The sequence below is a fragment of the Citrobacter sp. SX206 genome, from assembly GCF_024181025.1.
Taxonomy (GTDB): domain Bacteria; phylum Pseudomonadota; class Gammaproteobacteria; order Enterobacterales; family Enterobacteriaceae; genus Citrobacter; species Citrobacter youngae.
In genome coordinates this window covers 3834742-3850779 of record NZ_CP049738.1, presented here as the reverse complement: position 1 = coordinate 3850779, position 16038 = coordinate 3834742, and the positions used below count along the sequence as shown (strand labels likewise).

General features: G+C 51.6%; 15 protein-coding genes and 1 riboswitch. Of the genes, 9 read left to right on the top strand and 6 right to left on the bottom strand.

Going from position 1 to position 16038, the window contains the following annotated elements; genetic code table 11:
* Positions 1–12: 12 nt before the first annotated feature.
* Positions 13–136: riboswitch (TPP riboswitch) on the bottom strand.
* Between the two features lie 33 nt (positions 137–169).
* Positions 170–1825 carry an HTH-type transcriptional regulator SgrR gene (gene sgrR, locus G8S19_RS18655; RefSeq protein ID WP_086523579.1) on the bottom strand — a complete coding sequence of 552 codons (1656 nt, stop codon included), beginning with the start codon at positions 1823–1825 and terminating at the stop codon, positions 170–172.
* Positions 1826–1924: 99 nt separating this feature from the next.
* On the opposite strand from sgrR, the gene sgrT reads away from it, so the two are divergent.
* Together sgrT and G8S19_RS18645 are read left to right on the top strand one after the other, a co-directional pair.
* Entirely contained in the window at positions 1925–2047 is a 123-nt protein-coding gene (gene sgrT / locus G8S19_RS18650) for a glucose uptake inhibitor SgrT (protein WP_048212707.1), read from the top strand.
* 115 nt (positions 2048–2162) lie between these two features.
* Positions 2163–3341, top strand: coding sequence for a sugar efflux transporter (locus G8S19_RS18645; protein ID WP_253685671.1), 1179 nt, complete (start codon positions 2163–2165; stop codon positions 3339–3341).
* A 42-nt stretch (positions 3342–3383) separates the two neighbouring features.
* Here G8S19_RS18645 and leuD read toward each other — a convergent pair whose 3' ends face one another.
* From leuD to leuL, 5 genes are all read right to left on the bottom strand, one after another.
* Positions 3384–3989 carry a 3-isopropylmalate dehydratase small subunit gene (gene leuD / locus G8S19_RS18640; protein ID WP_253685669.1) on the bottom strand — a complete coding sequence of 202 codons (606 nt, stop codon included), beginning with the start codon at positions 3987–3989 and terminating at the stop codon, positions 3384–3386.
* Positions 3990–3999: 10 nt separating this feature from the next.
* A complete protein-coding gene (gene leuC, locus G8S19_RS18635; protein WP_115643891.1) occupies positions 4000–5400 on the bottom strand; it encodes a 3-isopropylmalate dehydratase large subunit in 1401 nt (466 codons plus the stop codon).
* Between the two features lie 2 nt (positions 5401–5402).
* Positions 5403–6494: a 3-isopropylmalate dehydrogenase gene (gene leuB, locus G8S19_RS18630; RefSeq protein WP_048212703.1), complete on the bottom strand. Its 1092-nt coding sequence runs from the start codon at positions 6492–6494 to the stop codon at positions 5403–5405.
* Entirely contained in the window at positions 6494–8065 is a 1572-nt protein-coding gene (gene leuA, locus G8S19_RS18625) for a 2-isopropylmalate synthase (protein WP_048212702.1), read from the bottom strand. Before leuA ends, leuB begins: the two co-directional genes overlap by 1 nt.
* A gap of 88 nt (positions 8066–8153) precedes the next feature.
* Positions 8154–8240: a leu operon leader peptide gene (gene leuL, locus G8S19_RS22525; protein WP_075551415.1), complete on the bottom strand. Its 87-nt coding sequence runs from the start codon at positions 8238–8240 to the stop codon at positions 8154–8156.
* Positions 8241–8892: 652 nt separating this feature from the next.
* Here leuL and leuO point away from each other — a divergent pair.
* The 7 genes from leuO (at position 8893) to ftsL (ending at position 16027) form a co-directional block, all read left to right on the top strand.
* Positions 8893–9840, top strand: a complete 948-nt coding sequence (leuO, locus tag G8S19_RS18620; RefSeq protein ID WP_101741376.1) for a transcriptional regulator LeuO — start codon at positions 8893–8895, stop codon at positions 9838–9840.
* 324 nt (positions 9841–10164) lie between these two features.
* Complete coding sequence (ilvI, locus tag G8S19_RS18615; protein WP_071887318.1) at positions 10165–11889, top strand: acetolactate synthase 3 large subunit; 1725 nt, start codon at positions 10165–10167, stop codon at positions 11887–11889.
* A 2-nt stretch (positions 11890–11891) separates the two neighbouring features.
* The gene (ilvN, locus tag G8S19_RS18610; RefSeq protein ID WP_003829566.1) at positions 11892–12383 is read left to right on the top strand and encodes an acetolactate synthase small subunit; all 492 of its coding nucleotides are present in this window, start codon (positions 11892–11894) and stop codon (positions 12381–12383) included.
* A 264-nt stretch (positions 12384–12647) separates the two neighbouring features.
* Positions 12648–13652 (top strand): catabolite repressor/activator, encoded by a 1005-nt coding sequence (gene cra / locus G8S19_RS18605; RefSeq protein ID WP_005124558.1) that lies wholly within the window; start codon positions 12648–12650, stop codon positions 13650–13652.
* 611 nt (positions 13653–14263) lie between these two features.
* Positions 14264–14722, top strand: a complete 459-nt coding sequence (gene mraZ / locus G8S19_RS18600; protein WP_003018792.1) for a division/cell wall cluster transcriptional repressor MraZ — start codon at positions 14264–14266, stop codon at positions 14720–14722.
* A 1-nt stretch (position 14723) separates the two neighbouring features.
* Positions 14724–15665: a 16S rRNA (cytosine(1402)-N(4))-methyltransferase RsmH gene (gene rsmH / locus G8S19_RS18595; RefSeq protein ID WP_003018789.1), complete on the top strand. Its 942-nt coding sequence runs from the start codon at positions 14724–14726 to the stop codon at positions 15663–15665.
* Positions 15662–16027: a cell division protein FtsL gene (ftsL, locus tag G8S19_RS18590; protein WP_000625651.1), complete on the top strand. Its 366-nt coding sequence runs from the start codon at positions 15662–15664 to the stop codon at positions 16025–16027. Before rsmH ends, ftsL begins: the two co-directional genes overlap by 4 nt.
* Positions 16028–16038 lie beyond the last annotated feature (11 nt).

Genomic DNA, 16038 nt, shown 5'->3' with positions numbered 1-16038 from the left:
GGTGGCAAAGGACTTGAGATAAGCCTCAAATCCCTTCGCCGGCATTATCCGGATCAGGTTCGACGGGTATCTCTCAGCCCATACGCAGATCGAATGATTCTGTGTATGTTTTTATTTAGCACCCCGTTGAGAACGGCGTTAGTGTAATGATTTTGTTGCTTAGCAGCAATTAAGGATCCGGCGGAGCAAACCACGCCGATTTAAAATCAAACCAGCCGAGGGTATTCATGCGTAACCCGCGCATACTGCGCTGTCCCTGAATGATCAGCCAGTGGTGGATTAATGGCACAATGGCCTTTGTGGCGAGCAGCTGTTGGCACCATGCTGCCAGGCTCATTTCGCCCGTTCGCCAGCGAGCCGCATCGTTTTCCCAGTCCCGTGAGATACAGTTTTGCAGCAGCGGGACTTCGCACAAATGGGCGAACAGCGAGAAGTCCAGCGGTAGGGTAAAGTTGGCGCTGTTTAGCCAAATATCGCTGACGATTTCTCCCGCATGCCATTGATCGTAGTCGATCTCCTGAATAGTCAACTGCACCTGATGCGCAGCCAGCAGCGTTTTCATGATCTGCGCGATAATCCGGTGTTCGATGTGATCGCGATAGTAAGTGAGCGTCAGCGTTTCCAGCCCGGCTGGTTTTTCGCCATGGCCGGGTCTGGCGTGATGCCAGCGAGGCAGTAAGCCGTAGGCGGGGAACCACAGTCGCTGATACTGTTCGTCGGCGTGGCAAATTAAATGGGTTGGCGAGAGTACGCGGCTAGCCCACTCGCGGACCTCCTGATTTGCGCCGCGGTGGGATCGTGCATCAAACAGCAGGTAGTAGCAACCTTCTTCGAGGCGACTTTCAATCGCCTTTTCATCCTCTGTGGGACCTTTTAGCGTCAAACCGCCGCCTGGCTCTTCGCCGATGTCAGGTAACACCCAAACGTTCACTTCGTCGATCAGCGCCCGGTAACCAAAGTAATCATCAAATGCGTGAATTTTCAGCTGGTTATTGGTGTTTCTCATCACCGCATATGGGCCAGTACCAATCGGGTGGCTGGAGAAGTTATTCAGCGTTTCCCATTCTCGCGGCAGGATCATGGCGGGGACTTGCCCCAATAACCAGGGAAGCCAACGGTCGGGCTGGGACAGATGGATATCCAGCGTCCAGGCCGTGGGAGAGACGATTTGTGTAATGTGCGAGTACAGAGGCAACGTGTTAATGCGGGTCAATGAGGTGATCACATCGTCCATCTCCAGCTCACGACCGTGATGAAAATGGATCCCCGGGCGCAGGAAGAATCGCCAGTGTAAAGGTGAAATCTGCTGCCAGTGATGGGCAATGTCCGCTTCCAGTTCCCCATTTTCCTCATTTACGCGAAGTAAGGCGCTGAAGATTTGTCGGGCGATATGGGTTTCGGAGCGGCGTAGCGCCGTACCAGGTAGCAGGTTGCGCATGGGACGATAATAGAGAACGCGCATGATATGCCGACCCTGACGAAAGCTGCGGCCGAGGTGGGAAACCAGCATTTGCCGTACGGCCGTTTTGTCACCGACCAGTTGCACCAGTTGATCGATGCGATCCTGTTCCAGCAGGTCTTCTGCGCGTTGCTGCTGGAGCGCCAGCCCGGTGTAGAGGAATGTCAGGCGTGAGCGTTTACCGCGTCCAACCTCGGCTTCCCACGTTAACCAACCGCGCTCCTGCATGGTATTAAGCAGGGTACGCATATGGCGGCGCGAGCAGCTAAGCAGCTCTGCCAGCTCGTTCAGCGTGGTGTCTTGCGTTTTGCCGTCACAGCATTGCCACAGACGGATGAACTGTTGTTGCAAACGACCAGAAGACATAAAAGGGGAACTCCTGCGAAAAACTCAGCAATTTTATTATCCCTATATTAAGCCAATAATAGATTCCGATGAAGCGATGAGACAACGAAGGGGTCATCTATGCGTCAATTCTGGTTGAAGTATTTTACCGCGACGGAAAAAACGTCCTGGTTGGCTTGCCTGAGCGCACCGCAGCGCTTAAAGATGCTCGAAGAACTGATGCAGTGGGAGGTGACAGCCTGACCTCTGAATTACGCATTGCAGACATCATGTGTGACTGAGTATTGGTGTAAAATCACCCGCCAGCAGATTTTTTCTGCTGGCTTTTTTCGTATCAGCCCAGCCAATAGGGATAACAATGCTCTGGATTATGACCATGGGACGGCGCCTCAACGGCGTTTACGCGGCATTTATGCTGGTCGCTTTTATGATGGGCGTGGCAGGGGCGTTGCAGGCCCCCACGCTGAGCCTGTTCCTGAGCCGCGAAGTCGGGGCGCAACCATTTTGGGTCGGGCTGTTTTACACCGTCAATGCGATTGCCGGGATCGTGGTTAGCCTCGGGCTTGCAAAACGATCCGACAGCCAGGGCGATCGGCGCATGCTGATCATGTTTTGCTGCCTGATGGCGATTGGCAACGCGCTGCTGTTTGCGTTTAATCGCCATTATCTCACGTTGATCACCTGCGGTGTGCTGCTGGCCTCGCTGGCGAATACCGCCATGCCGCAGCTGTTTGCGCTGGCGCGGGAATATGCGGATAACTCCGCGCGTGAAGTGGTGATGTTTAGTTCGGTGATGCGTGCGCAGCTTTCGCTGGCCTGGGTGATCGGACCGCCGCTGGCCTTCATGCTGGCGCTGAATTACGGCTTTACGGCGATGTTTTCCATTGCCGCAGGGATTTTTGCCATTAGCCTGGTGCTGATTGCGCTGATACTGCCGTCTGTCGCTCGGGTGGAGCAGTCCGTTGACGTGCCGCTGGAACAGACCGGCGGTTGGCAGGACAAAAATGTGCGGATGCTGTTTATTGCCTCCACGCTGATGTGGACCTGCAATACCATGTACATCATCGATATGCCGCTGTGGATTAGCCAGGATTTAGGGCTGCCCGATAAGCTGGCGGGCATTTTAATGGGGACGGCTGCCGGGCTGGAAATTCCGGCGATGATTCTGGCGGGTTACTACGTGAAGCGCTTTGGTAAACGGCGAATGATGATCGCGGCTGTCGCGGCGGGCGTGCTGTTTTACCTTGGGCTGATCTTCTTTCATAGCCGGAAGGCACTGCTGGTGCTGCAACTGTTTAACGCGATCTTCATCGGCATTATTGCCGGGATCGGCATGCTGTGGTTTCAGGATCTGATGCCCGGACGTGCGGGGTCAGCGACCACATTATTTACCAACAGTATTTCAACGGGAGTCATTCTGGCAGGGGTGATTCAAGGGGCAGTTGCGCAAAGCTACGGTCACTATGCCGTCTATTGGGTGATTGCGGTGATTTCGGTGGTTACGCTGTGGATGACCGGGCGGGTGAAGGACGTGTAATGACGTTGCCGGATGCAATATGCGCATCCGGCATAACAAGGACTAGCGCATAAACGCTGGCTGCTTGTCTTCGTACTCGGTGATAGCCGCTTCATGCTGCAGCGTCAGCCCGATGCTGTCGAGACCATTCAGCATGCAGTGACGGCGGAAGTCGTCGATTTTAAAGCTGTAAGACTTATCGCCCGCTTTCACCACCTGCGCTTCCAGATCCACTTCAAATTTAATGCCTGGATTGGCTAACACCTGCGCAAACAGTTCATCCACCTGCGCATCACTCAGGGTGACCGGCAGCAGTTGGTTATTGAAGCTGTTACCGTAGAAGATGTCGGCGAAGCTTGGGGCGATCACCACTTTAAAGCCGTAATCGGTCAGTGCCCACGGCGCATGTTCGCGAGAAGAGCCACAGCCAAAGTTTTCCCGCGCGAGCAGAATGGACGCACCTTTATATTCCGGGAAGTTAAGCACGAACTCAGGATTAGGCTGTTGACCTTTTTCGTCCAGAAAACGCCAGTCGTTGAACAGATGAGCGCCAAAACCGGTACGCGTCACCTTCTGCAAAAACTGTTTGGGAATAATGGCGTCGGTATCAACGTTGGCCGCATCCAGTGGGACAACCAGGCCGGTATGCTGGGTAAATTTCTCTGCCATGGTAGTTTCCTTATTTGATGCTGCGAATGTCGGCAAAATGACCGGTAACGGCGGCAGCGGCGGCCATGGCCGGGCTGACTAAATGCGTGCGACCACCGCGGCCCTGACGGCCTTCAAAGTTACGATTGCTGGTGGAGGCACAGCGCTCACCCGGATTCAGGCGGTCATTGTTCATCGCCAGACACATCGAACAGCCCGGTAAACGCCATTCGAACCCAGCTTCGATAAAAATCTTATCCAGACCTTCTGCTTCCGCTTGCGCTTTCACCGGACCAGAACCCGGCACCACCAGCGCCTGTACGCCCGGTGCGACTTTACGGCCTTTGGCGATTTCCGCTGCGGCGCGTAAATCTTCAATACGCGAGTTGGTGCAGGAACCGATGAACACTTTATCGATAGCAACTTCTGTTAACGGAATGCCCGGTTTTAATCCCATGTAAGCCAACGCTTTCTCAGCCGATGCGCGTTCCACCGGATCGGTAAATGATGCCGGGTCGGGAATATTTTCGTTTACCGAGATGACCTGACCCGGGTTCGTTCCCCAGGTGACCTGCGGCGCGATCTCTTCTGCCTGCAGGGTGACGACGGTATCAAAGGTGGCTCCATCGTCGGTTTTCAGCGTTTTCCAGTACTCAACCGCGTGGGTAAAATCTTCGCCTTTCGGTGCGTGTAAACGCCCTTGCACATAGTTAAAAGTGGTTTCATCCGGTGCGACCAGACCCGCTTTGGCACCCATTTCAATGGCCATGTTGCACAGGGTCATACGGCCTTCCATGCTCAGTTCGCGAATGGCTTCGCCGCAAAACTCAACCACGTGCCCGGTGCCGCCCGCGCTACCGGTTTTACCGATAATCGCCAGCACGATATCTTTGGCGGTAATGCCAGGGGCTGCTTTGCCGTTGACTTCAATCTTCATGGTTTTGGCGCGCCCTTGTTTCAGGGTCTGCGTCGCCAGCACGTGTTCAACTTCAGAGGTGCCAATACCAAAGGCCAACGCGCCGAACGCGCCGTGGGTGGCGGTGTGGGAGTCGCCGCAGACGATGGTCATACCCGGCAACGTCACGCCTTGTTCAGGCCCCATTACGTGGACGATCCCCTGATACGGATGATTCAGGTCGTACAGTTCGACGCCAAATTCATTACAGTTTTTGATCAATTCCTGCATCTGAATACGCGCCATCTCGCCGGAAGCGTTAATGTCTTTGGTCTGCGTGGAGACGTTGTGGTCCATGGTGGCAAAGGTTTTGCCTGGCTGGCGCACTTGACGTCCATGCGCGCGCAGCCCATCAAACGCCTGCGGAGAGGTCACTTCATGCACCAGATGTCTGTCGATATACAACAGCGGGGTTTCGTTTTGCGCCTCAAAGACGACGTGCGCATTAAACAATTTTTCGTATAACGTCTTGGCCATGATTACACCCCTTCAGCGACGTAGCGAGCGATGATATTGCCCATCTCATCGGTACTGACTGCGGCAGCGCCACGGGCTAAGTCACCGGTGCGAATACCTTCTTCTAATGCGCGGTTGATGGCGCTCTCAATGGCGGTTGCCGCATCATTGGCATCCAGGCTGTAGCGCAGCAGCAGCGCCAGTGACAGAATTTGGGCGATAGGATTGGCAATATTCTTCCCTGCGATATCAGGTGCAGAACCGCCAGCTGGCTCGTACAGGCCAAAGCCCTGCTCATTCAGGCTGGCAGACGGCAACATCCCCATTGAGCCCGTGATCATGGCGCATTCGTCAGACAGAATGTCGCCAAACAGGTTGGAACACAGCAGCACGTCGAACTGGGAGGGATCTTTGATCAACTGCATCGTCGCATTGTCGATGTACATATGCGCCAGTTCAACGTCCGGATATTCATTCGCAATTTCATTGACGATTTCGCGCCACAGAATCGATGTTTGCAGTACGTTCGCTTTATCAATCGATGTGACTTTACGGCGACGCTGGCGAGCGGATTCAAACGCGATACGCGCAATACGTTCGATCTCGAAACGGTGATAAACCTCGGTATCAAACGCTTTTTCATGTTGTCCGCTGCCTTCGCGGCCTTTTGGCTGACCGAAGTAGATCCCGCCGGTCAGTTCACGTACGCACAGGATGTCGAAACCGTTAGCTGCAATGTCGGCGCGCAGCGGGCAAAAGGCTTCCAGCCCCTGGTACAACTTCGCCGGACGCAGGTTACTGAATAATTTGAAGTGCTTACGCAACGGCAGCAGCGCACCACGCTCGGGTTGCTGGTTAGGCGGCAGATGTTCCCATTTCGGGCCGCCAACGGAGCCAAACAAAATGGCGTCAGCTTGCTCACAGCCTTCAACCGTCGCAGGCGGCAGCGGCTGGCCGTGGTTATCAATGGCCGCACCACCCACATCGTAGTGGCTGGTGGTAATGCGCATGTTAAAACGGTTGCGGATTGCGTCCAGTACCTTCAAGGCTTGCGCCATCACTTCCGGGCCAATACCGTCACCCGGCAAAACAGCAATATGATAATTCTTCGACATCACACGGTTTCCTTGTTGTTCTCGTTGTTCTGAGCTTTGCGTTGCAATTCTTTTTCGACTTCTTCAGCGCGCCAGATGTTGTTCAGCACATGGACCATCGCTTTCGCGGAAGATTCGACGATATCCGTTGCCAGACCGACGCCGTGGAAGCGGCGACCGTTATAGTTGGCGACGATATCCACCTGACCCAGCGCATCTTTACCGTGCCCTTTGGCGGTCAGGCTGTATTTCACCAGTTCAATGTTGTATTCGGTAACACGGTTGATGGCCTGATAAATGGCATCGACCGGGCCGTTACCGTTCGCCGCTTCGGCTTTCACTTCTTCACCGCAGGCCAGCTTGACGGAGGCGGTGGCGATGTCATTTGAGCCGGACTGCACGCTGAAGTAATCCAGACGGAAATGCTCTGGCTCTTCTTGCTGTTTGTTAATAAAGGCCAGCGCTTCCAGGTCGTAATCAAATACCTGACCTTTTTTATCCGCCAGTTTCAGGAAGGCGTCGTACAGGTTGTCCAGGTTGTATTCATTTTCTTTATATCCCATCTCGTCCATACGGTGTTTTACCGCAGCGCGTCCGGAACGGGAGGTCAGGTTTAACTGTACCTGGTTCAGGCCGATGGATTCAGGCGTCATGATTTCGTAGTTTTCACGATTTTTCAGTACGCCGTCCTGATGGATGCCGGAAGAGTGGGCAAACGCGCCGCTACCGACAATCGCTTTGTTGGCCGGGATAGGCATGTTGCAGATTTGGCTGACTAACTGACTGGTACGCCAAATTTCCTGGTGATTAATGCGGGTCTGTACGTTCAGAATATCTTTGCGTACTTTGATCGCCATGATCACTTCTTCCAGTGAGCAGTTACCGGCGCGTTCACCGATACCGTTCATTGCGCCCTCCACCTGGCGAGCACCGGCGTGAACGGCCGCCAGCGCGTTGCCAACGCCCAGACCTAAATCATCATGGGTGTGCACGGAGATGATGGCTTTATCGATATTCGGTACGCGTTCATACAGGCCAGAAATGATTCCACCAAACTCAAATGGCATGGTGTAACCGACGGTATCAGGGATATTGATGGTTTTGGCACCGGCGTTAATGGCGGCTTCGACCACGCGGGCCAGATCGGCGATAGGAGTACGTCCCGCATCTTCACATGAGAACTCCACGTCATCTGTATAATTACGCGCACGCTTAACCATATAGATTGCTCGTTCGATCACTTCATCCAGCGTGCTGCGTAATTTCGTCGCGATATGCATCGGCGAGGTGGCGATAAAGGTATGAATGCGGAAAGCCTCAGCGACCTTCAGCGATTCCGCGGCAACGTCGATATCTTTTTCTACGCAGCGTGCTAAGGCACACACGCGGCTGTTCTTAACCTGACGAGCGATGGTTTGTACGGACTCAAAGTCACCTGGAGAAGAGACCGGGAAACCCACTTCCATCACGTCAACGCCCATACGCTCGAGGGCCAGAGCTATCTGCAGTTTTTCTTTCACACTCAGGCTTGCCTGTAACGCCTGTTCACCATCGCGTAAGGTGGTATCGAAAATAATGACTTGCTGGCTCATGGTTTAAGTCCTTGGTGTTTAGGGCGCCTTGCTTCGAGCATAAAAAAACCCGCGCAATGGCGCGGGTTTTGTCTTAACTGGAGCTGACTTAATGCTGAATGTCGTCCACCAGTCTACCGCGCAATGAGAATGCGTTTAGTAGTAGTAGACCGTTAAAACGAGCAATGTAAGTCATCAATCAAGCTCCAGGCGAATGCGATATGCTTTTAGTGGTACTGGATATGAAGATTGATGTCAACCCCATCCCCCACAAATGCCCCAACTCGGCGGAAAAAATCTCCTGAACTTTGAGCGAATTGTGCTGAATTTTTATGGTTGTATAAAATAAATCAGCGTGTGGATTACATACTTTTCACGATTTGACATATTTGAGCATATTTGTTTTCAGCTATTGTAACGGCATATTGAAGAGATAACTTGTGGATGGATTTTCTATCTTTATGATTTATTGGTTTTTATACTAATTCTGAATAGATTTGAGGTGCCGTGGGAAAAATGATTGATAAATAAATGTTAAGCATCGCGGTGTTAATGATATAAACATTTAATTAAATCTTAAATATACATTCACTTCGTGCATGATTGTGTATTTGTCATGGTTATGTTTATATTGTTTTCGACATTTAAACGTATGAATCATCGTGCAGCGACCTCTGCCCCACTGCGCTCGCATTGGTTTTTGTTCATTCAGGCCAGGGTCTTTATGTTTTCCTAATTTTAATGCTTTCCCTTTTTCTTATTTTATATGCATGGTAAATCATATTAGCGGAGGTTATTTCTGAGCTCCGTCTGGGAAAAGGGAGTTTTGAGTGACAGTGGAGTTAAATATGCCAGAAGTAAAAATAATAGATAAACCTAATCTTTTAGAGATGGGGAAACCGCAGCTGCGCATGGTTGACCTTAATTTATTAACCGTTTTTGATGCGGTGATGCAAGAACAGAATATTACTCGCGCAGCGCATTCTCTGGGTATGTCTCAGCCTGCAGTCAGCAACGCAGTCGCGCGTCTGAAGGTTATGTTTAATGATGAGCTCTTTGTGCGCTATGGCCGAGGCATCCAGCCAACTGCACGGGCTTTTCAGCTATTTGGCTCTATTCGTCAGGCGCTGCAATTGGTGCAGAATGAACTGCCAGGGTCCGGTTTTGAACCCACCAGCAGCTCACGTGTATTTAATCTTTGCGTCTGTAGCCCATTGGATAATATCCTCACGTCCTTGATTTACAATCGCGTTGAGCAAGTTGCGCCTAATATTCATGTTGTATTTAAATCCTCGCTCAACCAAAATACAGAACATCAATTACGGTATCAGGAAACAGAATTTGTTATTAGTTATGAAGAATTCCGCCGTCCTGAGTTCACCAGCATCCCGTTATTCAATGATGAAATGGTGTTAGTCGCAAGTAAAAAACACCCACGCATTAGCGGTCCATTACTGGAGAGTGATGTTTATAATGAACAGCATGCGGTAGTTTCTCTCGAACGCTTTGCGTCATTCAGTCAACCCTGGTATGACACTCAGGATAAACAAGCCTGCGTAGCTTATCAGGGAATGGCATTAATCAGCGTACTGAATATTGTATCCCAAACTCATTTGGTTTCTATTGCGCCACGCTGGTTAGCTGAAGAGTTCTCTGAGGCTTTAGAACTGCAAATATTACCGCTACCGTTAAAACTGAATAGCCGGACTTGTTATCTTTCCTGGCATGAAGCCGCTGGTCGGGATAAAGGACATCAATGGATGGAAGAGCTGTTAGTCTCCATCTGTAAGCAGTGACCTATGGCAGAGTAAATCCGATGATGCATCTGGTTTATTCTGCTTTTTTATTTTTATTTGAAATTTTATGCTGAAATCTGCTTTTGTTTTTTGCCCGGGAGGGCGAAAAAATAGAGTAATCGCTGTAAGTGCTCATTTTTAAGCGATTATTTGTCATTTCATTTGCTTATACTGGTTTAATTCTCCGTTTATTCGATTCTTTCCTCCGTTTTATTCTTATCCGCCGTTACGCCACCACTTCAGTGTCAATTGCCATGCCTTATCGTCAGCGGTTAATGTGTTGTTAAACCGTTATTCATTATATTATAAGAGTGGAGGCAAACCATGGAGATGTTGTCTGGAGCCGAGATGGTCGTCCGATCGCTCATCGATCAGGGTGTGAAGCAGGTATTCGGGTATCCCGGGGGCGCAGTCCTCGATATTTATGATGCTTTGCATACGGTCGGTGGTATTGATCATGTGCTGGTCCGCCATGAGCAGGCAGCGGTCCATATGGCCGATGGTCTGGCACGTGCGACGGGGGAAGTGGGCGTTGTGTTGGTCACCTCAGGGCCGGGAGCAACCAATGCGATCACCGGTATCGCAACGGCGTACATGGACTCCATTCCGCTGGTGATCCTCTCCGGACAAGTGGCTACCTCTCTGATTGGCTACGATGCCTTCCAGGAGTGCGACATGGTGGGGATTTCTCGCCCGGTGGTAAAACACAGCTTTCTGGTTAAACAAACGGAAGACATCCCGCAGGTGCTGAAAAAAGCCTTTTGGCTGGCGGCAAGCGGTCGTCCGGGACCGGTGGTAGTGGATTTGCCGAAAGATATTCTGAATCCGGCGAAGAAACTGCCTTACAGCTGGCCGGAGTCGGTGAGCATGCGTTCGTATAATCCGACGACGACCGGGCACAAAGGACAGATAAAACGTGCTCTGCAGACGCTGGTAGCCGCGAAAAAACCGGTTGTGTACGTGGGGGGCGGGGCGGTGAATGCTGCCTGCCACGAACAGCTGAGGCAGATTGCTGAAGCACTAAATCTGCCGGTTGTCTCCTCACTGATGGGCTTAGGTGCGTTTCCGGCAACGCATCGTCAGGCGCTGGGCATGTTGGGTATGCATGGTACCTATGAAGCGAATATGACTATGCATCATTCGGATGTGATATTTGCGGTCGGCGTGCGCTTTGACGATCGTACAACCAATAATTTGGCAAAATATTGCCCGAATGCGACCGTGTTACATATCGATATCGACCCCACCTCTATTTCAAAAACCGTCACGGCGGATATTCCAATCGTGGGCGATGCTCTCCTGGTGCTGGATCAGATGCTTGAGCTGCTGGAGCAGGAGAAATCGCAGCAGCCGCTGGACGATAACCGTGACTGGTGGCAACAGATTGAGCACTGGCGCGCCCGTCAGTGCCTGAAATACGACACTCAAAGCGAAAGTATTAAACCGCAGGCGGTGATCGAAACCATCTGGCGCCTGACGAAAGGGGATGCGTATGTGACCTCTGACGTTGGTCAGCATCAGATGTTTGCTGCGCTGTACTATCCGTTTGATAAACCGCGCCGCTGGATCAACTCAGGCGGTCTTGGCACCATGGGATTCGGTTTACCCGCAGCGTTAGGGGTGAAGATGGCACTGCCGAATGAAACGGTAGTCTGCGTTACCGGTGATGGCAGTATTCAGATGAATATCCAGGAGCTGTCGACGGCGCTGCAATATGAGCTGCCGGTGCTGGTACTCAACCTTAACAACCGCTATCTCGGCATGGTGAAACAGTGGCAGGACATGATCTATTCCGGGCGTCATTCGCAGTCTTATATGCAGTCGCTACCTGATTTTGTTCGTCTTGCTGAAGCATATGGGCATATTGGTATCCAGATAAATCATCCGGATGAGCTGGAAAGCAAACTGGGGGAAGCACTGGAACATGTGCGCAACCACCGGCTGGTGTTTGTTGATGTCACCGTCGATGGCAGTGAGCATGTCTACCCGATGCAAATTCGAGGGGGCGGTATGGATGAGATGTGGTTAAGCAAAACGGAGAGGACCTGATTATGCGCCGGATATTATCAGTATTACTGGAAAACGAGTCTGGGGCATTATCGCGCGTAATAGGCCTCTTCGCTCAGCGTGGTTACAACATTGAAAGCCTGACCGTCGCGCCGACTGACGATCCGACCTTATCACGGATGACGATCCAGACCGTGGGCGATGAAAAGGTCCTCGAGCAAATTGAAAAGCAACTGCACAAGCTGGTGGACGTTCTGCGCGTCAGCGAACTGGGGCAGGGCGCCCATGTTGAACGAGAAATTATGCTGGTGAAAATTCAGGCCAGCGGGTATGGCCGGGAAGAGGTGAAACGCAACACGGAGATTTTTCGTGGGCAAATTATCGACGTTACGCCGTCGATCTACACCGTACAACTGGCGGGCACCAGCGATAAGCTGGATGCGTTTCTGGCAACGCTGCGTGAAGTCGCTAAAATTGTGGAAGTTGCCCGTTCCGGCGTGGTGGGACTCTCCCGAGGCGATAAAATCATGCGTTAATAGCCGACTGTAGGCCTGATAAGCACAGTGCCATCAGGCATCATCGTGGAGGTCATGCCGGATGGCGGCGTAAATGCCTTATCCGGCCTACAGGTAACGTACCCGTTTTCGCTGATGCTACCTGTTGCGCTTTTTTTTGCGAAATCAGCAGTAACCAGAGACAAAAGCGGTTGCCGCAGTCATTATTCTGCGCTTAGATGTTAATAAATTTAACCCATGCCATCTTAAAGGTTATGGTTTGTACATTTTACGCAAGGGGCAATTGTGAAACTGGATGAAATCGCTCGGTTGGCCGGCGTTTCGCGAACGACTGCAAGCTACGTTATTAATGGCAAAGCAAAGCAATACCGCGTAAGCGACAAAACGGTCGAAAAAGTCATGGCGGTGGTGCGCGAACATAATTACCACCCTAATGCTGTGGCGGCCGGGCTCCGTGCTGGACGCACACGTTCTATCGGGTTGGTGATCCCGGACCTGGAGAATACGAGTTATACCCGCATTGCAAACTACCTGGAACGTCAGGCGCGTCAGCGTGGGTATCAACTGCTGATTGCCTGCTCTGAAGATCAGCCGGATAACGAAATGCGCTGTATTGAGCACCTTTTGCAGCGTCAGGTTGACGCCATTATTGTGTCTACCTCATTACCTCCGGAACATCCGTTCTATCAGCGCTGGGCGAACAGTTCATTCCCGATTGTGGCGCTGGATCGTGCGCTGGATCGTGAACACTTCACCAGTGTTGTCGGCGCAGACCAGGATGATGCGGAAATGCTGGCGGAGGAATTGCGTAAATTCCCTGCTGAAACCGTGCTCTATCTGGGGGCGCTCCCTGAATTATCGGTCAGTTTCCTGCGCGAACAGGGTTTCCGTACCGCGTGGAAAGACGATCCGCGTGACGTGCACTTCCTGTATGCCAATAGCTATGAGCGGGAGGCAGCAGCGCAGCTGTTTGATAAATGGCTGGAAACACATCCGATGCCTCAGGCACTGTTCACCACCTCATTTGCGCTATTGCAGGGGGTGATGGATGTGACATTGCGTCGCGATGGGCAACTGCCATCCGATTTAGCCATTGCCACGTTTGGCGATCACGAACTGCTCGACTTCCTGCAATGTCCGGTGCTGGCAGTGGCACAGCGCCACCGAGATGTGGCTGAACGTGTGCTGGAGATCGTCCTTGCAAGCCTTGATGAACCGCGTAAACCAAAACCAGGATTAACGCGCATTCGGCGTAATCTGTACCGCCGCGGCATCCTTAGCCGTAACTAAGTGGTTGCTATTGATGGCATTGGAGAGAATGCTTCGATGCCATCAAATATTTTATTCTCAGAAATAACCTTATTCTATTTAAGAATATTCTTTAGAATTATCTGAAATTTATTCTTTAATTATCCTAATTTAAAAATGCAACTATCCTTTTTTGGGTTATTGATACGTAACGGCGCGTTACGTTTGTATTATTTTGTTACATGCTTGTGTGGATTTGCCGAATTAACAAACACTTTGCCGCCGAATTGCGGCAATCTCTCACCTTCCTTGGCCGTACGGGCCGTACAGACCGATGAACTGGTACTGTTATCTCGCTGCATATTGTCCTAAAATGCCGCTCGCGTCGCAAACTGACACTTTATATTTTCCTCGGTTGATATTGAGTTGTTTTAAACAATGATGAGTTGTTGGATTTTTTTCTTACAAATATTCATGACGTTAATTTGCTTCGTTTGCTGTACGGAATTTGTTCAACGCAGATATTAGCCGTAAACAATGGGTTTTTTGCTCCGCTAAGCGCCGTGACTTGCTTGACAAGGTTTTCCTCCGCTCCGTAAACTCCTTTAAGTGGGAATTTGTGGGATAAAGTGGTAATCGGGGGTGAGACTGGCATGTTCCGGGGAGCAACGTTAGTTAATCTCGACAGTAAAGGGCGCTTATCGGTGCCTACCCGTTATCGGGATCAACTGCTCGAGAGCGCTACCGGTCAAATGGTTTGTACCATTGACATCCATCACCCGTGCCTGCTGCTGTACCCCCTGCCTGAATGGGAAATTATCGAGCAGAAGTTATCGCGTCTGTCGAGCATGAATCCAGTTGAGCGTCGCGTACAGCGCTTATTGCTGGGTCATGCCAGCGAATGTCAGATGGATAACGCCGGTCGCTTATTGATCGCGCCCATTCTGCGACAACACGCAGGGCTAACGAAAGAAGTGATGCTGGTTGGGCAGTTCAATAAGTTTGAGCTGTGGGATGAAACGACCTGGTATCAACAGGTCAAGGAAGATATCGACGCTGAGCAGTCTGTTACTGGCGCGTTGTCGGAACGATTGCAGGATTTGTCTCTATAAAATGACGGAAAATTATAAACATACAACGGTGTTGCTGGATGAAGCCGTAAACGGCCTGAATATTCGTCCAGACGGCATCTACATTGACGGGACATTTGGTCGCGGTGGTCACTCACGTCTGATCCTCTCCCAGCTTGGTGAAGAGGGGCGTTTACTGGCAATCGATCGCGATCCGCAGGCTATTGCCGTTGCTAAAACGATTACCGATCCTCGCTTCTCCATCGTACATGGACCTTTCTCTGCGCTGGCTGACTATGTCGCCGAGCGTGGACTGACCGGTAAGATCGACGGGATTCTTCTCGATCTGGGCGTTTCTTCACCGCAGCTTGATGACGCAGAGCGCGGTTTCTCGTTTATGCGTGACGGTCCGTTAGATATGCGTATGGATCCAACACGCGGTCAGTCAGCGGCCGAATGGCTGCAAACCGCCGATGAAGCAGACATTGCCTGGGTGATTAAAACCTTCGGCGAAGAGCGCTTCGGCAAACGCATTGCGCGCGCCATCGTGGAGCGTAACCGCATCGAACCGATGACCCGCACCAAAGAACTGGCGGAAGTTATTGCGGCGGCAATGCCGGTGAAGGACAAATTCAAACATCCCGCGACCCGTACCTTCCAGGCGGTGCGCATTTGGGTAAACAGTGAACTGGAGGAGATAGAGCAGGCGCTAAAAAGCTCGCTCAGCGTGCTGGCTCCAGGTGGTCGCCTTTCGATCATCAGTTTCCATTCGCTTGAAGACCGCATTGTGAAACGCTTTATGCGTGAACAAAGCCGTGGTCCTCAGGTACCGGCTGGAATACCGATGACCGAAGCGCAGATCAAAAAACTGGGCGGTCGTGAGTTAAGAGCACTAGGCAAGATGATGCCGGGCGAAGAAGAGGTAGCTGAAAATCCTCGTGCCCGTAGTTCAGTTCTGCGTATTGCAGAGAGGACGAACGCATGATCAGCAGAGTGACAGAAGCCCTAAGCAAAGTTAAAGGATCGATAGGAAGCAACGAGCGCCATGCCTTGCCTGGTGTGATCGGTGACGATCTTTTGCGGTTTGGGAAGCTGCCACTCTGCCTGTTCATTTGCATTATTTTGACGGCGGTTACCGTCGTGACAACAGCACACCATACGCGGTTACTGACCGCGCAGCGTGAGCAGCTGGTTCTGGAGCGAGATGCGCTTGATATCGAATGGCGCAACTTGATCCTTGAGGAGAACGCGCTCGGCGACCATAGCCGTGTTGAACGGATCGCAACGGAAAAGCTGCAAATGCAGCATGTTGATCCCTCACAAGAAAACATCGTAGTACAAAAATAAGGATAAACGCG

What these genes read in the sequence shown, in the direction of transcription:
- leuO (WP_101741376.1), top strand. Translation starts at nt 8,893, where the DNA reads ATGCCAGAAGTAAAAATAATAGATAAACCTAATCTTTTAGAGATGGGG.
- leuA (WP_048212702.1), bottom strand. Translation starts at nt 8,065, where the DNA reads ATGAGCCAGCAAGTCATTATTTTCGATACCACCTTACGCGATGGTGAA.
- ilvN (WP_003829566.1), top strand. Translation starts at nt 11,892, where the DNA reads ATGCGCCGGATATTATCAGTATTACTGGAAAACGAGTCTGGGGCATTA.
- mraZ (WP_003018792.1), top strand. Translation starts at nt 14,264, where the DNA reads ATGTTCCGGGGAGCAACGTTAGTTAATCTCGACAGTAAAGGGCGCTTA.
- leuL (WP_075551415.1), bottom strand. Translation starts at nt 8,240, where the DNA reads ATGACTTACATTGCTCGTTTTAACGGTCTACTACTACTAAACGCATTC.
- sgrR (WP_086523579.1), bottom strand. Translation starts at nt 1,825, where the DNA reads ATGTCTTCTGGTCGTTTGCAACAACAGTTCATCCGTCTGTGGCAATGC.
- ilvI (WP_071887318.1), top strand. Translation starts at nt 10,165, where the DNA reads ATGGAGATGTTGTCTGGAGCCGAGATGGTCGTCCGATCGCTCATCGAT.
- leuD (WP_253685669.1), bottom strand. Translation starts at nt 3,989, where the DNA reads ATGGCAGAGAAATTTACCCAGCATACCGGCCTGGTTGTCCCACTGGAT.
- ftsL (WP_000625651.1), top strand. Translation starts at nt 15,662, where the DNA reads ATGATCAGCAGAGTGACAGAAGCCCTAAGCAAAGTTAAAGGATCGATA.
- leuC (WP_115643891.1), bottom strand. Translation starts at nt 5,400, where the DNA reads ATGGCCAAGACGTTATACGAAAAATTGTTTAATGCGCACGTCGTCTTT.
- sgrT (WP_048212707.1), top strand. Translation starts at nt 1,925, where the DNA reads ATGCGTCAATTCTGGTTGAAGTATTTTACCGCGACGGAAAAAACGTCC.
- G8S19_RS18645 (WP_253685671.1), top strand. Translation starts at nt 2,163, where the DNA reads ATGCTCTGGATTATGACCATGGGACGGCGCCTCAACGGCGTTTACGCG.
- leuB (WP_048212703.1), bottom strand. Translation starts at nt 6,494, where the DNA reads ATGTCGAAGAATTATCATATTGCTGTTTTGCCGGGTGACGGTATTGGC.
- rsmH (WP_003018789.1), top strand. Translation starts at nt 14,724, where the DNA reads ATGACGGAAAATTATAAACATACAACGGTGTTGCTGGATGAAGCCGTA.